The 15,670-nt window shown below is 35.1% G+C and carries 19 protein-coding genes; 6 read left to right on the top strand and 13 right to left on the bottom strand.

Going from position 1 to position 15,670, the window contains the following annotated elements:
* Window positions 1-68: 68 nt before the first annotated feature.
* Window positions 69-1,973 (top strand): acyltransferase family protein, encoded by a 1,905-nt coding sequence (locus C1T31_RS00760; RefSeq protein ID WP_103050557.1) that lies wholly within the window; start codon window positions 69-71, stop codon window positions 1,971-1,973.
* Window positions 1,974-2,081: 108 nt separating this feature from the next.
* Window positions 2,082-3,155: a PA0069 family radical SAM protein gene (locus C1T31_RS00755; protein WP_103050556.1), complete on the top strand. Its 1,074-nt coding sequence runs from the start codon at window positions 2,082-2,084 to the stop codon at window positions 3,153-3,155.
* Here the strand turns inward: C1T31_RS00755 and C1T31_RS00750 are convergent.
* From C1T31_RS00750 to C1T31_RS00735, 4 genes are all read right to left on the bottom strand, one after another.
* Window positions 3,152-3,634 carry a GNAT family N-acetyltransferase gene (locus C1T31_RS00750; protein WP_165780055.1) on the bottom strand — a complete coding sequence of 161 codons (483 nt, stop codon included), beginning with the start codon at window positions 3,632-3,634 and terminating at the stop codon, window positions 3,152-3,154. The two genes, C1T31_RS00755 and C1T31_RS00750, sit on opposite strands and share 4 nt — an antisense overlap.
* Window positions 3,597-4,253 carry an HD domain-containing protein gene (locus C1T31_RS00745; RefSeq protein WP_103050554.1) on the bottom strand — a complete coding sequence of 219 codons (657 nt, stop codon included), beginning with the start codon at window positions 4,251-4,253 and terminating at the stop codon, window positions 3,597-3,599. The genes C1T31_RS00750 and C1T31_RS00745 overlap by 38 nt, the downstream gene beginning before the upstream one ends.
* Complete coding sequence (locus C1T31_RS00740) at window positions 4,246-4,983, bottom strand: lysophospholipid acyltransferase family protein (RefSeq protein WP_103050553.1); 738 nt, start codon at window positions 4,981-4,983, stop codon at window positions 4,246-4,248. Before C1T31_RS00740 ends, C1T31_RS00745 begins: the two co-directional genes overlap by 8 nt.
* Window positions 4,984-5,076: 93 nt before the next feature.
* Window positions 5,077-5,487 carry a BrxA/BrxB family bacilliredoxin gene (locus C1T31_RS00735; RefSeq protein ID WP_103050552.1) on the bottom strand — a complete coding sequence of 137 codons (411 nt, stop codon included), beginning with the start codon at window positions 5,485-5,487 and terminating at the stop codon, window positions 5,077-5,079.
* A 118-nt stretch (window positions 5,488-5,605) separates the two neighbouring features.
* Here C1T31_RS00735 and C1T31_RS00730 point away from each other — a divergent pair, with 118 nt between their 5' ends.
* The 3 genes from C1T31_RS00730 to C1T31_RS00720 are packed head-to-tail and all read left to right on the top strand — an operon-like array spanning window position 5,606 to window position 7,027.
* Entirely contained in the window at window positions 5,606-6,367 is a 762-nt protein-coding gene (locus C1T31_RS00730) for a TerB family tellurite resistance protein (protein ID WP_103050551.1), read from the top strand.
* Window position 6,368: 1 nt separating this feature from the next.
* Window positions 6,369-6,560 carry a hypothetical protein gene (locus tag C1T31_RS00725; protein WP_103050550.1) on the top strand — a complete coding sequence of 64 codons (192 nt, stop codon included), beginning with the start codon at window positions 6,369-6,371 and terminating at the stop codon, window positions 6,558-6,560.
* A gap of 44 nt (window positions 6,561-6,604) precedes the next feature.
* On the top strand, window positions 6,605-7,027 hold the full coding sequence (locus C1T31_RS00720; protein WP_103050549.1) for a hypothetical protein: 423 nt from the start codon (window positions 6,605-6,607) through the stop codon (window positions 7,025-7,027).
* A 1-nt stretch (window position 7,028) separates the two neighbouring features.
* Here C1T31_RS00720 and C1T31_RS00715 read toward each other — a convergent pair whose 3' ends face one another.
* Genes C1T31_RS00715 through C1T31_RS00690 form a run of 6 tightly spaced genes read right to left on the bottom strand, consistent with a single transcriptional unit; the run spans window position 7,029 to window position 12,412 of the window.
* Window positions 7,029-8,189 carry a metal ABC transporter permease gene (locus C1T31_RS00715; protein WP_103050548.1) on the bottom strand — a complete coding sequence of 387 codons (1,161 nt, stop codon included), beginning with the start codon at window positions 8,187-8,189 and terminating at the stop codon, window positions 7,029-7,031.
* On the bottom strand, window positions 8,182-9,309 hold the full coding sequence (locus C1T31_RS00710; RefSeq protein ID WP_103050547.1) for a metal ABC transporter permease: 1,128 nt from the start codon (window positions 9,307-9,309) through the stop codon (window positions 8,182-8,184). Before C1T31_RS00710 ends, C1T31_RS00715 begins: the two co-directional genes overlap by 8 nt.
* A 15-nt stretch (window positions 9,310-9,324) precedes the next feature.
* Window positions 9,325-10,059, bottom strand: a complete 735-nt coding sequence (locus C1T31_RS00705; protein WP_103050546.1) for a metal ABC transporter ATP-binding protein — start codon at window positions 10,057-10,059, stop codon at window positions 9,325-9,327.
* The gene (locus tag C1T31_RS00700; RefSeq protein ID WP_103050545.1) at window positions 10,059-10,970 is read right to left on the bottom strand and encodes a metal ABC transporter solute-binding protein, Zn/Mn family; all 912 of its coding nucleotides are present in this window, start codon (window positions 10,968-10,970) and stop codon (window positions 10,059-10,061) included. The genes C1T31_RS00705 and C1T31_RS00700 overlap by 1 nt, the downstream gene beginning before the upstream one ends.
* Window position 10,971: 1 nt before the next feature.
* Window positions 10,972-11,766, bottom strand: a complete 795-nt coding sequence (locus C1T31_RS00695) for a transporter (RefSeq protein WP_103050544.1) — start codon at window positions 11,764-11,766, stop codon at window positions 10,972-10,974.
* Window positions 11,753-12,412 (bottom strand): metal-dependent transcriptional regulator, encoded by a 660-nt coding sequence (locus C1T31_RS00690; protein WP_103050543.1) that lies wholly within the window; start codon window positions 12,410-12,412, stop codon window positions 11,753-11,755. Before C1T31_RS00690 ends, C1T31_RS00695 begins: the two co-directional genes overlap by 14 nt.
* Before the next feature lie 67 nt (window positions 12,413-12,479).
* Here C1T31_RS00690 and C1T31_RS00685 point away from each other — a divergent pair, with 67 nt between their 5' ends.
* Complete coding sequence (locus C1T31_RS00685; RefSeq protein ID WP_123912609.1) at window positions 12,480-12,956, top strand: hypothetical protein; 477 nt, start codon at window positions 12,480-12,482, stop codon at window positions 12,954-12,956.
* Window positions 12,957-13,133: 177 nt separating this feature from the next.
* Here C1T31_RS00685 and C1T31_RS00680 read toward each other — a convergent pair whose 3' ends face one another.
* From C1T31_RS00680 to C1T31_RS00670, 3 genes are read right to left on the bottom strand one after another with little or no spacing between them, the layout of a single operon-like run.
* Window positions 13,134-13,271: a FeoB-associated Cys-rich membrane protein gene (locus tag C1T31_RS00680; protein ID WP_103050541.1), complete on the bottom strand. Its 138-nt coding sequence runs from the start codon at window positions 13,269-13,271 to the stop codon at window positions 13,134-13,136.
* 6 nt (window positions 13,272-13,277) lie between these two features.
* Complete coding sequence (feoB, locus tag C1T31_RS00675; RefSeq protein ID WP_103050540.1) at window positions 13,278-15,377, bottom strand: ferrous iron transport protein B; 2,100 nt, start codon at window positions 15,375-15,377, stop codon at window positions 13,278-13,280.
* Window positions 15,370-15,603, bottom strand: coding sequence for a FeoA family protein (locus C1T31_RS00670; protein WP_103050539.1), 234 nt, complete (start codon window positions 15,601-15,603; stop codon window positions 15,370-15,372). Before C1T31_RS00670 ends, feoB begins: the two co-directional genes overlap by 8 nt.
* Window positions 15,604-15,670: the final 67 nt, after the last annotated feature.

Here is a 15,670-nt window from a genome sequence, read left to right as displayed (position 1 = left end):
CAGTTAGAATCTCTTGTCTAAGGTCATGCTGTGTGTAAAGCGTATAATATTTCAGAGTAAATTAATAAATGAGTAAAATTATCACCTATCGCCCAGATATTGACGGTTTAAGGGCAATTTCGGTACTTCTAGTAATACTATATCATGTAGATTCTACATTATTTACCGGTGGGTTTATTGGTGTTGATATATTCTTTGTGATTTCAGGCTATTTGATAACGAGCTCCATAAACAAACAAATTTCCAATAACTCGTTTTCTTTCAAAGAATTTTATTTAAGAAGAATCAAAAGGATTATACCTGTTTTGATTTTTGTTTTAATAGTAGTAACGATACCAGCATATTTGTTTTTGTTTGCTGATGACTTTGAAAGTTATTCGCGAACAGTTTTACATACCATGTTGAGCACCAATAACTTCTATTTATGGTCTGCCAACAACAATTATTTTGTTGGAAACACGGAACTTATGCCATTGCTCCACACATGGTCTTTGTCTGTTGAGGAGCAATATTATATCATTTGGCCTATTTTACTGTATATCCTTCACCGTTTTTTAAATGTAAAGAATATAACATATGCAGTGATAGCGCTTTTGATAGGAACTACTCTGTTATCTATCTATATGACTGGATTGGACAAGTCAATGGCCTATTATTTATTGCCGGCTCGATTTTTTGAACTTTTAATGGGGGGGACTTTAGCCATATTGTGGGACCGAATTCCAAAATTTTCAAAACCAACAAATCACATCATTTCAATTATAGGAATTTTATTAGTGATTATACCGTCTATTGTACTAACAAAAATGAGTGTTTTTCCAGGTCTTAATGCCTTTTGGCCTTGTTTAGGTGCTGTGTTAGTCATTTTGACGGGTAAAGAAAAGGATTCGAAAGGGGTTGTTAATAATTTATTGGAGTTAAAGAGCATGGTGTTTTTAGGGCTGCTGTCCTACTCCATGTATTTATGGCATTGGCCAATAATAGTCTTTATGAAGTACTTGGGTTATGAGTTAACAGTATCTATGGTTTTAAGTATTATTGCAGCTACAATATTGTTATCGTATTTTTCATGGAAGTTTGTTGAACAACCTTTTCGGTATAAATTCAAATATACATTTTCAAAGGCTTTATTATATATTTTATTACCAAGCTTAATTATTGCTAGTTTGATTTATGGTGTCATTGATGGTAATGATGGATTTACCAATAGGTTCCCTAATCTAACAGAGTTTGATAAACGAGAGAACTTTCCAAACGAGGTAAGGTCTGGCTGTTATAATAAATTAAGAGTTGGAAATTTTGAAGCATGTAATATAGGGACAACCAAAAATAAGGTTGATGGTATTTTGATAGGCGATTCTTTTGCCTGTCATACGGGTTTCTTTCTTGATGTTTTAGCAAAAGACGCCAATTTATATTTTAATGTTAGCTCGGTTCCAGGATATCCCTTATTGCGGAATTTAGATTTACCAAATAATTTTGGCGATGACTTTGCAAACGAACGGTTTGAATACGCCAAAACATTAGATGTTATTTGTGTAGCCGCATTTTGGAGCGCTATAAAAATTGATTCAGAAAATTATAATCGAATGCTTGAAGCCATAGAAGAATTGGTAGCATTGAAAAAAAAGGTTGTGATTATAGATCATTTGGGCATGACAAGTGAAATGAATATTCATAAAATGAAATTGAATAAAACCAAAATAGGCGTTCAATTTCCGAAAGAGGATTTATTAATTCCATATTCCAAAAATGCAGAAAGACATATTGTAAATGAAATCAAAAGAAGATTTCCATCCGTTACAGTTATTGATTTAAAAGATGTTATGTGTGATGATGGTAAATGTGATTATGAAGTAAACAATCAAATAGTTTACAGAGACTTTTATCATCTAAATGTTATTGGTTCACGGTTGATAGCAGAAAAATATCTTGAAGAGAAAGGAAACCCTTTAAGAGATATAAATAATTAGTTGCATTTGCTTTTTGTTGATAACCTAAATTTACTTTAACATTTTTTGGGTTAAAAAATGGCTAATTTTAATGTGTCAGGTTTTATAATCACACAATTTATTAGCTAAATGAATCCCAAGTCTATCCTAAAAGGGCGTGGTGCGCAGCACAATGTACCCAATCGTTTTTTTGAATTAAGCCACGAGCTCCGTGACGATTTTCTAGAGTATTGTGCCAAGGAGGGTGAACAAGCTGACAAGAATAAAACCTTATACCTGCCTGTTTTTCCAAAAACTATAGTCAATAAAGTTACCAGTCCAGATGTAGGCATGGGATATTCCATGAATATGTATCAAGGTTGCGAGCATGGCTGTGTGTATTGCTATGCCAGAAACAGTCATGAATATTGGGGTTATAGTGCGGGCTTGGATTTTGAAAGACGCATATTGGTAAAAAAAGATGCGCCAAAACTATTGGAAGCATTTATCAAGCGAAAAAACTGGAAAGCCTTTCCCATAGTGATGTCAGGAAACACAGACTGTTATCAACCAGCCGAAAAACAGTTTGAAATAACCAGAGAATGTTTGAAAGTGTTTTTAAAGTATAAACATCCAGTGGGGATCATCACCAAAAATGCACTAATACTTCGAGATTTAGATATTTTAAAAGCATTAGCAAATGACAATTTAATTGCGGTTAATATATCCATCACGTCATTATCCGAAGAAACAAGACGTGTTTTAGAACCAAGAACAGCTACTATTAAAAAACGTTTAGAAACTGTTAAAGTACTCTCAGAAAATGGGATTCCCGTTAATGTGATGTTGGCGCCAATAATACCATCCATAAACAGTCATGAAATTTTGCCTATGGCAAAAAAAGTACAAGAGGCTGGAGCCTTGTCCATTGCGCATACTTTAGTAAGGTTAAATGGTGCCATAGGTGAAATTTTCACAGAGTGGATTAAAAAAGCCATGCCTGATCGTGCTGATAAAGTATTGCATCAAATTGAAAGTTGTCATGGTGGTAAACTAAACGATTCACGGTTTGGCAAGCGTATGAGAGGAGAAGGCGAAATAGCGAAACAGATTCATGATTTAATTAAATTGGCTAGGCACAAATACTTTAAGGACAAAGCCATGCCAAAATTAAATACAACACTTCACGAACAATATAAAGAAGGGCAGTTAAAACTATTTTAAATCAGGTCTTTTTCAAAAACAATTTTGGTCTGTCCTTTTTCGTTTGTGTAAACTTTAGTAATGTTAAACCCATTTTTTAAGTTTAATATCATCATGGGCTTAAAACGGTTCATAGATTTGGTTTGAAGTTTTTGAAAACCGAAATGTTTGGCATGTACTTCTTGAAGTTCTGCCAGAGTTTTTCCGACTCCTTGGCTTCTATATTGGGTTTTTACACCACCAATCCAGCTGTAAAATATTTCTTGGTTTTTAGGATAACCAATTTTAAAACCAATGAGTTTGCCATTGTTAAAAGCTAAAACAGAAAACACATTCAATTCTTGCTGTATTCTCTCAATGAAGAATTTACTATCAGCATCACTAAAAATGTCTTGATATAAACATAGAATTTCATCTAATAAGTCATTTTTTGGAAGACCTTCAATGGTATGGTATTTTATGTCATTGTCTTCCATCCCATTCAGTATAGAATTGTTCAAGATATTGCAACATGAATTTATGGCGTTTTTCAGCGAGTGCTTTACCAGTTTTCGTGTTCATCATGTCCTTAAGCAACAATAATTTCTCATAAAAATGATTGATGGTTGGAGCCGTAGAGGTTTTATATTCTGCTTTACTCATATTCAGATTAGGTTTTATATCTGGATTATAAAGTGCTCGATTTTTAAAACCACCAAAATTAAAAGCTCTAGCAATTCCAATAGCTCCCAAGGCGTCTAAACGATCAGCATCTTGAACGACCTGAAGCTCTAATGACGTAAATGGTATTTTTCCTTCTAGAGATTTACTGTAAGACATGTTGGCAATAATGTTTACTACGTGTTCAATAACTTCCGAGGACACATTTTCATTAAATAAAAATTCCCTAGCCCTTTTGGGCCCAATAGTTTCATCACCATTGTAAAATTTGCTATCGGCTATATCATGAAGTAAAGCAGCCAATTCCACCACTAGAACATTTACAGATTCTGTTTTACAGATGTTTAAGGCGTTACTATGTACCCTCTGTATGTGAAACCAATCATGTCCACCTTCAGCATTTGCTAATTCAGCCTCTACAAAAGCTTTAGTTTTTTCTATAATTGCCGTGCTACTCATTAATAATGTCTTTTACAATTTGATTTTCAATATGTTTTACAAGGTCATTACCTGAATAATCATTCAAGACAATAGGTTGTTGTACTTTAAACTTGATATGATTCCCTATGCCCATAGGGAACTTCCCATAACGTAACATTTTCCAAGAGTTATTGATTGTTATAGGAACTATTACAGCCGAAGGAATTTTTTTGAATAACATATCAAGACCTTTGGTTTGAAAGGGTTTGGGATTGCCATTTTTACTTCTGGTCCCTTCTGGAAAAATAACGGCAGCACGTTTGTTTTTTTCAATATACTCGCCAAATTTCATAATCGCAGGAAGCGATTGTTTTGGGTTTTTCCTATCAATTAAAACAGAACCGCCATGACGCAGATTGTAAGAGACACTTGGAATACCTTTTCCTAGTTCTTTTTTACTTATGAATTTAGGATGATGTTGACGCATATACCAAATTATAGGTGGAATGTCATACATGCTCTGGTGATTGGCGACAATAATTAGAGGTTTATTGGTTGGTATATTAAAATCATTTTGGAACGTAAAACGTGTTCCTAATACATTGAGGCATCTTAAGATAAAGAACTGCAGCCAATCCACACTGATTTTGTGAGCCTGATAGCCTAAAACATTGAAACAAAACCACTGTATTGGATGAAAAATTAAAAGTGTTAGCAAGAAAACAATTGCATAAAGAACAGTAAGCGGGTATGCTAACAATTTTCGCATGTCAATTAAATTTAGAACTACAAAATTAACCAATAAGTCTAAAGCATAAAAAAACCACGATAAAATCGTGGTCTTATTTTTTACTAGTTGCTTTTAACAATGTTCGTTATAGGCATCAATTAAATTTTCTGCAATAAGCTCTGCTGGCCGACCTTCTATATGATGACGTTCCAACATATGAACCAATTCACCATCTTTAAACAAAGCCATACTTGGCGAGCTTGGAGGAAATGGTACCATATATTCACGAGCTTTTTCAACCGCTTCTTTATCGACTCCTGCAAATACGGTAACAATATGGTCAGGACGTTTTGAGTTTTGTAAGCTCATACGTGCACCTGGTCTGGCATTGGCTGCTGCACAACCACAAACCGAATTGACAACTACTAGGGTAGTACCTGATTTAGCCAGAGCACTATCAACGGCATCGGCAGTTTGTAATTCTTCAAAACCTACATTGGTTAAATCTTCGCGCATAGGTTTTACTAATTCTGCTGGATACATATATTTTAATTTTATGATTATAATTTAATGTAGTGCAAAGATACCAATTGTGTAACAAACTCGATAAGCTTTCTACTAACAAATAGTATATTTACGGATAAATAAAATTTATGATAGAATGAGTTTTTCTAAATGGATAGGAGCAGCTTTGGGTTGGTCGTTTGGTGGACCAATAGGTGCCATAATTGGTATGGCATTGGGTGGTGTAGTTGATGCCATGTCAGGTAATGGAAAGGAAACTATTTTTAGACAGGAACAATATAGGAGAACACAAGGTTCCAACAGAAGCAACGTCAGGACCCAATCAGGTGATTTTGAGGTTAGCTTACTGATTTTATCTTCTATAGTCATCAAAGCTGATGGTAAACAAGACCAACGTGAATTGGATTTTGTAAGACAACAATTTTTACAGATGTATGGTAAAGAACGTGCCAATCATGCCTTTAAATTGTTCAAAAACATCAATAAGCAGCAAATACCTGTTCGTCAGGTCTGTATGCAAATTCGGCAAATGATGGATCACCCATCGCGCTTGCAGTTGCTCCATTTTTTATTCGGAATTGCTAAAGCAGATGGTCATGTTACCCAATCTGAAGTCAATCAGATTCATACTATTTCAGGTTATTTGGGAATAAGTTCCAGAGACTATGAAAGTATTAAAGCGATGTTTTATAACAGTACTGATAATGCTTACAAAATCCTTGAAATTGATAAAAATGCATCAGTAACTGAAATTAAAGCAGCTTACCGAAAAATGGCTAAAAAATACCATCCCGACAGAGTGATTCATTTGGGCAAGGAACATCAAGAGGGCGCTGAAGAAAAATTCAGACAGGTGCAACAGGCTTACGAGCAATTACAAAAAGAAAAAGGATTTTAATATGTACTATTTAGTTGGAACCATAGCCATTTTTGTCATTGCTTATATTATCATTAAACTATCTATTAATACCAAAGAAAATCCTGATTCCCAGTTGGGGATTATGGACCATCCCAGCACATACAAAAAACAGGATATTGAAATGGTGGAAAATACTCTTCAAGCAGACGACAGGAATGATATACAAGAGTAACTGTTGGCATAATTCTTGAAGTTTCGATGCTCTAAACCAACATTATGAAAGTTCTACTATCCTTGTTTTTTACGTTTGTAGTTATATCTGCATACTCCCAAAATATTGCCATTGAAGGAACCTATGAGTTTAAATTAGCTACTAGCAATGCGGTAATTGAAGACATTTTAATTTTAAATGCTGATGGTACTTTTACTTTTCATGAATATGATAAGCATGAAGGCGGTGTTCCTCCAGAGCGGAATACATTTGGAAAAGGAAAATGGAAATTGGAAAATCAAATAGTAACCTTCCTTGTTTCAGAATCGGATATTGTTGAGAAATATACTCTTGATTTTAATAATTCGAAAGCACGATTTATCGTTAAGTCTCCAAGGGACAAATCAGATAAGGTAGTTCCCACTTCATTAAAGTTCTTTAAGTCAGATGTTTTCTGGATTGTAAAAAGAAATTTTATCAAAAAGTAAATTAACCACGAAACAAAAAGAAGTCATCTTTCATATCTTCAATTTGGGTATCTTGATTGGTAATGATGTAGTCTATGGCTTGAGAAGTAAACTCGTCCCCTTTTTCAGTTAAGGAAACAATATGATTATCTATGGTAATCATGTTGTTTTTTAATGCTAAATCTACAACCGTTTTAGCACGGATTTTTTGCCAATTAATATGTTCTCGGAGATGATTGACATGGCGCTCGTTTTCTTCGGTGTGATTTTTTAGGTGTAATAAAAATGTCAGGAGTGATACCTCAATTTTTTGTTGCTTTTCGCGATACATAACGGCTATCAAGCCCTTACTAGGCGCAAATAAATAAACAATTAAAAACAGTAAGCCTAACATGGTGGTTATAGAGCCAGCAATTGAGGCATCTAACCAATGCGCAACCCAATAACCTGATATGGCGCTGAAAACTCCGAAAACAATTGACAATAACAGCATTTTTTTCAAGTCAGTTGTCAAAAGATAGGCACTTGCGGCTGGAGCAATCATCAAGGCAACGACTAATATAGCACCAACGGCATCAAAAGCACCAACCGTAGTTATTGACGATACAGTCATTAATCCATAATGAATAACTACAGGAGAAAATCCTAATGATGTGGCCAATCCAGCATCAAAGGTGCTTAATTTTAATTCTTTAAAAAAAGCAAAAAGTAATGCTATGGTTATCAAAAGTATCACACCAATAATCCATAAAGATTTAGGGCCAATATCCACACCAGAAACAATGAGTCTATCAAAAGGAGCAAAAGCGAGTTCGCCAAGCAAAACAGCATCAACATCCAAATGCACATCATTCGCATTTTTCGCAATCATAATTACCCCAATACTGAATAATGCTGGAAACACTAAACCAATTGCTGTATCCTCTTTAACAAGCCCAGTTTTCTGAATTTGTTCGACCAAAACAACCGTTAAAACACCTGTCACTGCAGCTAATAATATTAACATAGGGGAGTTGAGGTCTTGGGTAATGAAGAAGCCAATAACCAAACCAGGCAATATAGAATGGCTGATAGCGTCGCTAATCATGGCCATTTTCCGGAGTACCAAAAATGTGCCAGGGATAGCACATGCTACTGCTACCAAACTGGCTATAACTTGTATTTCAATTTGTGCGCTACTCATCTTTTTTAAGTTGTTGATTGTATAAATTAGCAGCCGTATCAAATCCCTCGGTAGTCAAGCTCCACATATTACCTTGCAACGTCACGTAGTTTTTATCTACTAATTTTTTTAAGGTGCTTTTAGTATACCCTTGGAAATCGTTTAATATTTTGATGGTGTGCGGATGCGAAATATTCTCGTGACTTTTAGCAATATGATACATAAAAGCTAAAGTTTTATGGAGCTCTAAATCACGACGGTTTTTGATAAACCGAATTTGCCGGAATAACAAGCCACGATTAGGTGAAAAAATAAAAGAAAACATGACAAATACAGAAGCTACAATAACAATAACTGGACCAGTAGATAAGTTGTTTTGTGTAGCACTAATTGCTGTGCCAAACACTCCGGAAAATGCTCCAAAAATGGCGGCTAAAAAGACCATGGTTCCCAATTTATTTGTCCACTGTCTTGCAGCTGCGGCAGGGGCTAACAACATGGCACTCATTAAAACAACACCTACAGTTTGCAATCCTAGAACAATAGCCAAAACAATAAATGACGTTATCAGAATGTCAATGGTTTTGGTATTAAAGCCTAGTGTATTGGCGTAGTCTTTATCAAATAACAAGATTTTGAATTCTTTCCAAAATAGCACTAGCACCAATAGGCATAATCCCGTTATCAAAGCCATTAGCCACACATCGCTTTCAACCAATGTTGCTGCCTGACCAAACAAATATTTATCAAGCCCTGCTTGGTTAGCATTGGGCTGTTTTTGAATAAATGTCAATAATAACATACCAAAACCAAAAAAAATAGATAAAATAAGCCCTAATGCGGTATCTGATTTCAAGTGTGTTTTATTAATGATACCACGAATCCAAAAGGTTCCTATCAATCCACTTCCTAAAGCCCCCAACAAGAGAATATTGCTGTCTTTAGTACCAGTCAGCAAAAAGGCTATAGCTATTCCAGGTAATGCAGCATGCGATATGGCATCTCCCAATAAACTCTGTTTCCTTAAAACAGCAAAACTTCCCAACATCCCCGTAACGGCACCAAGGATAGCTGTACCAAGGGTGATTGTTCGTAATGTGTAATCGTTAAAAACGAGCTCTATGTATTCTTGAAAGTCTATAGTTTAAAAATTGAATTATTTCTGTATACTGACTTTATAGTTAATGCCGTAAGTTTTCGTTAGGTTATCATCATTAAAAATATCCTTTACAGGTCCTGTGGCTATTTTTTTTACATTTAAAAAAGTCACCCAATCAAAGTATTCCGGAACCGTTTGCAAATCATGATGCACAACAACCACTGTTTTATTGGCTTTGCGTAAGGCTTTTAAAATATTGATAATGGCAATTTCTGTCGTGGCATCAACCCCTTGAAAGGGCTCGTCCATAAAGTAAATGGATGCATCCTGAACTAAAGCGCGCGCTAAAAATATCCGTTGTTGCTGACCACCTGATAACTGGCTTATTTGTCTGTTTTTAAATGGTAACATACCAACCTGTTCGAGAGCTTCTAATGCAGCTTTCTTTTCTTTTTGACCAGGACGTTTTACCCACCCTAAACTACCATAGGTTCCCATCATAACGACATCTAAAGCGGTTGTTGGAAAATCCCAATCAACACTTCCCTTTTGGGGGACATAAGCCACAAGAGAGCGCTGCTTTTCGTAAGGCTTCCCATAAATACTGATACTTCCTGCAATGGGTTTCAAAATTCCTAAAATGGATTTAATAAGTGTCGATTTGCCAGCGCCATTAGGTCCTACAATGGCCATGAGCACACCTTCGGGAATTTCAAGATCAATATCCCAAAGGACTGGTTTGTAGTTATAAGCTACAGTTAAATCATCTACTTGAACAGCAATTTTTTGCATTATTTTAGTGCGTTAACTATGGTATTTACATTGTATTTAAACATACCGATATAGGTACCTTCAACAGTTCCAGCATTTCCTAAAGCATCCGAATATAAAGTACCACCAATTTTAACATCATGGCCTTTTGATTTTACTGCTGCCTGAAGCGCTTCAATAGTTCGCTTTGGAACAGAGCTTTCGACAAATATGGCCTTCACCTGATTATCAATAATAAAGGTAGCTAATTTTTGTACATCTTGAACACCAGCTTCTGTTGCGGTCGAAAGACCTTGTAGTCCAACTACCTCAAAATCAAAAGATTTACCAAAATAGTTGAAGGCGTCATGTGCGGTAACCAGAATACGTTTTTCTTTTGGCAAACTTGAAATAGTGTTGGTAATCTCTTCTTTCAACTCTTTTAATTTGTCAAGATATTGTTGCCCATTTTCTTCAAAAACACTGCTTTCTGATGGAATGGCTTCTGACAGCTTATGCACAACAAAAGTTGTGACCTGTTCCCAATATTCAATATTAAACCAAATATGTGGATCATAATTTGATGCAAAATATTCAGAACCAATCAAGGTATTTTTGTCCAAGGTATCAGATATGGCAATGGTTTTAACCCCTTGATGTTCCATTTTCTCAAAAACTTCAACCAACTTGCCTTCCAGATGAAGCCCATTGTAAAAAATTAAATCGGCGTTTACCAATTTAGTAACATCACCTTCACTTGCCTTGTATAGATGTGGGTCAACACCGCTTCCCATCAGGCCTTGAAGATTTATAGCGTCACCTCCAATATTGGAAACCAAATCGGTAATCATGGAAGTTGTCGTAACTACATTGAGTTTGTCATTTTGCTTATTGGTGTCTTTACAACCTGAAAATGTCAAACTGATAATGCATATTATTATGATGTTTTTCATACTAGTTATTTATTATTGGTAATCTAAAACTGGCTCCAGCACTGATAAAGAAATCCTGGCCTTCCGTAATGCTTGTTCCAAAAGACATATCCAGTTGAAAATCATTTGAAACTAAATAGGTTATTCCGGCATCCCATAAATGATTCGCTTTATTGTCTTCAAGTAAATCACCATAAAGTTCTGCAAAAACACCAAATTTTTCTGAAATACTGTGGCCGTATGCTAATGTGTATATATAGCTTGCTTCTGTAGCATCATCTTCCCAGGCAATACCAAAATTATATCCAAGACTAGATGACTTACTTAAGCTGTGTGAACACGAAAACCTGAAATCTACGCTGGTGGTTTCAGGTTTGAAGTCTTTACTGGCAGTAAAGGGCAAATGAATATGACCTATTAGGCTAATTTCAGGAATCCATCCTTTTTCTTCTGTTATATAAGCTTTCATGCCTAACAACATTGGATTTAATCCTGAAATGTTTGGATTTAATTTTTTACCATTAACAGTAGTTGTTATCTCTTGAATATCCCAACCCAATCGCAGTTCAAAAGTATTGAATATTCCATAACGCAATAATGTTGTGTTATAAGTAAAACTTTGGGTTTTGACTTGATTTTGTTTAAAAGTTTCATAGAAAGCTCCCGTTTCAATTTGCAAAAATCCTTTTGGAACAGTACTGGAGGCTTCCGTCATATCAGGCCGATCTGTCTCGATGGTACTCTCCTTTTCTTGAGCATTCAAAAGTGTAGAAGTGTTCAATAAAAGGAATAATGATATGTTCTTAATTGATTTCATTGACATAGATGATGTTTGTGAAATCTTCATTTAAAAGGATCGTATTATAATTAATTGAAATCTGGGTCATTTTATTGTTTTGGAATTGATTGGTGACCATAATTCTATTGCCAAATTTTAACCCATGCAACGCACAAAAATCAAAAAACTCTTTGTCGTCACTCATCAATCGAGAAATGATGTACGATTTTCCTGCTTGTGTTTGTGATAATTGAATGGAATTATCGACTGTTGTGATTTCCCCATGTTCATTGGGTATGGGATCACCATGCGGATCAAACTTTGGATTGCCTAAATAGGCACTTATCTTATTAGCCAAAAAATCGGATGTTTGATGTTCTAATAATTCAGCTTCACGATGAATTTCATGTAAGGACATATCGAACAGCTTAAATAAAAGAGACTCCCAAAGCCTATGCTTCCTCACGATATTTAATGCCATTTTAGAGCCTTTCTCTGTAAGTCGAAGCTCTTGGTATTTTTCGTAATTTAGAAGGTCCTTGGATGCTAATTTTTTGGCCATATCGGTTGCCGCCGCATTTGATATGCCTAATTTTTTAGCAATGTTACCAGGTTTGGTGTCATTACCATCATGTTTATCATTTTTGTAGATGGCTTTAATGAAATTCTCGACTGCTGTTGACATTTATAAATACTTTAAAATATTTTTAAGTAAGCTTAAAATAAAATTCAAATATAGTTAAAACATGTAAATGAGCAAAATATTTTACTTTTTGGCACGATTTCAGTACAGATTAACCAAAACAAACAGCATGAAGCATTTGGCACTTTTTATAACAATTTTATTTGCTAGTTCAAGTTTTGCTCAAGATAGCACACAAGTTGAAACCCCAATAATTGTTACCAAATTGCAATTTGGGAAGCAATTAATTTCCAAAAATATAAGTGTTGAGTTCAAGGATGTCATCAATGATTCCAGGTGTCCTAAAAATGTCAATTGCGTTAGGGCAGGGGAAGCTAAAGTTCTGGTAGCTATTTATGACGGACATGAGTTTATAGAGGAGAAAGTCATCCAAATTACCCCAACGACGTATTTAATGAATGAATTGCCAGTTTTGATTTCTGATGATCGCATAATAGTTAAAGGATTTAACCTCATGCCGTATCCCATTTTTGGAGAAAAAATTAAAAAGGAAGATTATACCCTGCAATTAGTAGTTGAAGATTAATTTTCCTATTTAAGTAATAGTTTTACTTTTTTTAATTAAAGTACTGGTAATCAATTTTTAAATTAAAATCGGGTTTAATGGCGATTTTTTAATTCAAATTTGAACTTAAAATACATTTAAAGTGGTGTAACTATTTTAAAAATAGTTTTTTACAAAAAATTAAAATGGGACTTTTTATTAATGACAACCACAATCGTTGGAGTCGCAATTTTTGGAGGTCTTTTTTTGAGGACTATAGATGAATTTTCCAATGAGAAATACCACAGCAATTATTAAAGCAACCACCACAAGAATATTTTGAATTATAGTTGTCATAGGCAATTATTTTAATAATTGATAAGCTATTAGGGCTACTATATAGGCAAAACTACTCATAATAACCAATTGCAATATGGGCCATTTCCAGGTATTGGTTTCACGTTTAACTATTGCTAGAGTACTCATGCATTGCATGGCGAAAGCATAAAAGAGTAACAGTGAAATTCCTGATGCAAAGTTAAATAGTGGGCCACCTAAGATGGGGTTAATTTCACCGGCCATTCTGTTTTTTATAGTTTCCTCCTCATCACTACCAACACTGTAAATGGTTGCCAATGTACCTACAAACACTTCACGGGCAGCAAAGGAACTAACTATGGCAATGCCTATTTTCCAATCGTATCCCAATGGACTGATAACAGGTTCAATGGCGCGACCTGTAATTCCGATGAAGGAATGTTCCAATTTATAGGATGCAATATGCTGTTGTAATTCGTCATCAGAAAGATTTTGAGAAGCATATTCATTCGTAATAATCGTTTCAGCATTATTGAAGTTTTCGCCAGGACCATAAGATGCCAAAAACCACAGAACAACTGAAATAGCCAGAATAATCTTACCGGCTCCAAATACGAATGACTTTGTTTTTTCCAAAACTGTCAGAGCCACGTTTTTAAACATAGGCAATTTATAATTAGGCATTTCTACAACAAAAAACGTCTTGCTTTTTATTTTTAAAACCTTATTCAGAATGTAAGCCGATAAGATAGCTGTCCCAAATCCAATTAAATATAAAAGCATCAAAGTCAAAGCTTGATAGCTTAACCCTAAAATGCGCCCTTCTGGTATAACCAACGCAATGATTATTAAATAAACTGGTAATCTGGCAGAACATGTTGTGAAAGGTGTGACCAAAATGGTTATAAGCCGTTCTTTCCAACTTTCAATATTTCGGGTTGCCATAATGGCTGGAATAGCACAGGCAGTCCCTGAAATCAGTGGCACGACACTTTTTCCGCTTAAACCAAATCGTCGCATGATGCGATCCATTAAAAACACAACACGACTCATATAACCGCTTTCTTCTAAAATTGAAATAAAGAGAAATAAGAAGGCGATTTGAGGAATAAAAATGACAATACCTCCTAAACCAGGAATAATCCCTTCGGCTATTAAATTGGTGAAAGCTCCAGCTGGCAATGCATTTTTGGTCCATTCACTTAATGAGGCAAATAAACTGTCAATAAAATCCATTGGGATGCTTGACCAGTCGTAGATCGCTTGGAATATGGTCAATAAAATAACACCAAAAATGAGATAGCCCCAGACTTTGTGGGTTAACACCCTATCGAGTTTAATACGTATGTCCTTTGCAGTACTTAAATCAATTTTCTGCCCTTTTTTTAAGGTGTCATTTATAAATTGATAGCGTTTAATCGTCTCTTTTTGCTGCAACCGTTTTAAATCGCTTTTGGATTTGGTTTTGAAGTTGGCAACGGCATCAATTTCATTTCTATCAGTCTTACCAAAATTGACATCCTGGGTAATAACCAGCCACAATTTATAAAGGAGTTGATTTGGGAATGTTTCTCGCAGGTTATTGAAATATTCGACGTCAATTTCAGAAGCATTCAAACAAGGCTTAACAGATAGATCTTTATAATTGGCAATTAATTCCTTGAGTTCTTTTACGCCTTGGTTTTTTCGAGTGCTAATAAGGGCTATTTTGGTTTCTAATTGCTTTTCCAAATAGGGAATATCTAAAGAAATCCCCTTGTAAGCCATTCGGTCGGCCATATTGATTACCAATATGCTTGGGATTTCCAAATCCTTTATTTGCGTAAATAATAGTAGATTTCGTTTAAGGTTTTCCACGTCACTTATCACAACAGCTACATCAGGAAAATCCTTATCATTTTTATTTAATAGCAATTCGATAACGACGTTCTCGTCGAGTGAGGAGGCGTTAAGACTATAAGTCCCTGGTAAATCAATGATATGGGCTTTGACGCCTCGTGGAAGCTTACAAATACCTTCTTTTTTTTCTACAGTAATACCCGGATAATTGCCAACTTTTTGATTTAAACCTGTGAGGGCATTAAAAACAGAGGTTTTTCCGGTATTTGGGTTTCCAATAAGTGCGACATTAATTTGTTTACCCATTGGAAATTTCAATTAAGATATGAATAGCCGTTTCTTTTCGTATGGCCAAGTGGCTACCGTTAATGTTTAAATACATAGGATCGGCAAATGGAGCAACTTGCACAAGCTCCACAGAATTGCCAGGCAAGCATCCCATTTCCAATAATTTTAAGGGAATGTGGATGGAGGAGACATCAGTAATTATGCCTTTTTCGCCTCTCTTTATATCTGCTAAAGTAACCTGCAAGCTTATTTAGATTGATTTTAAAGAAGCAAAAATAAAGTAAAATATCAGGGTAAAAAAATAGTTGACT

Origin of the sequence: Hanstruepera neustonica, from assembly GCF_002895005.1 — a bacterium.
GTDB lineage: Bacteria > Bacteroidota > Bacteroidia > Flavobacteriales > Flavobacteriaceae > Hanstruepera > Hanstruepera neustonica.
This window is presented reverse-complemented; position numbering and strand designations above follow the sequence as displayed.

Excerpts from the sequence above, each read along its gene's own strand:
- C1T31_RS00695 (WP_103050544.1), bottom strand. The coding sequence starts at position 11,766 with ATGAAATCAATTAAGAACATATCATTATTCCTTTTATTGAACACTTCT.
- C1T31_RS00755 (WP_103050556.1), top strand. The coding sequence starts at position 2,082 with ATGAATCCCAAGTCTATCCTAAAAGGGCGTGGTGCGCAGCACAATGTA.
- C1T31_RS00705 (WP_103050546.1), bottom strand. The coding sequence starts at position 10,059 with ATGCAAAAAATTGCTGTTCAAGTAGATGATTTAACTGTAGCTTATAAC.
- C1T31_RS00745 (WP_103050554.1), bottom strand. The coding sequence starts at position 4,253 with ATGAGTAGCACGGCAATTATAGAAAAAACTAAAGCTTTTGTAGAGGCT.
- C1T31_RS00685 (WP_123912609.1), top strand. The coding sequence starts at position 12,480 with ATGAGCAAAATATTTTACTTTTTGGCACGATTTCAGTACAGATTAACC.
- C1T31_RS00760 (WP_103050557.1), top strand. The coding sequence starts at position 69 with ATGAGTAAAATTATCACCTATCGCCCAGATATTGACGGTTTAAGGGCA.
- C1T31_RS00690 (WP_103050543.1), bottom strand. The coding sequence starts at position 12,412 with ATGTCAACAGCAGTCGAGAATTTCATTAAAGCCATCTACAAAAATGAT.
- C1T31_RS00715 (WP_103050548.1), bottom strand. The coding sequence starts at position 8,189 with ATGAGTAGCGCACAAATTGAAATACAAGTTATAGCCAGTTTGGTAGCA.
- C1T31_RS00720 (WP_103050549.1), top strand. The coding sequence starts at position 6,605 with ATGAAAGTTCTACTATCCTTGTTTTTTACGTTTGTAGTTATATCTGCA.
- C1T31_RS00725 (WP_103050550.1), top strand. The coding sequence starts at position 6,369 with ATGTACTATTTAGTTGGAACCATAGCCATTTTTGTCATTGCTTATATT.
- C1T31_RS00735 (WP_103050552.1), bottom strand. The coding sequence starts at position 5,487 with ATGTATCCAGCAGAATTAGTAAAACCTATGCGCGAAGATTTAACCAAT.
- feoB (WP_103050540.1), bottom strand. The coding sequence starts at position 15,377 with ATGGGTAAACAAATTAATGTCGCACTTATTGGAAACCCAAATACCGGA.
- C1T31_RS00740 (WP_103050553.1), bottom strand. The coding sequence starts at position 4,983 with ATGCGAAAATTGTTAGCATACCCGCTTACTGTTCTTTATGCAATTGTT.
- C1T31_RS00730 (WP_103050551.1), top strand. The coding sequence starts at position 5,606 with ATGAGTTTTTCTAAATGGATAGGAGCAGCTTTGGGTTGGTCGTTTGGT.
- C1T31_RS00700 (WP_103050545.1), bottom strand. The coding sequence starts at position 10,970 with ATGAAAAACATCATAATAATATGCATTATCAGTTTGACATTTTCAGGT.
- C1T31_RS00680 (WP_103050541.1), bottom strand. The coding sequence starts at position 13,271 with ATGACAACTATAATTCAAAATATTCTTGTGGTGGTTGCTTTAATAATT.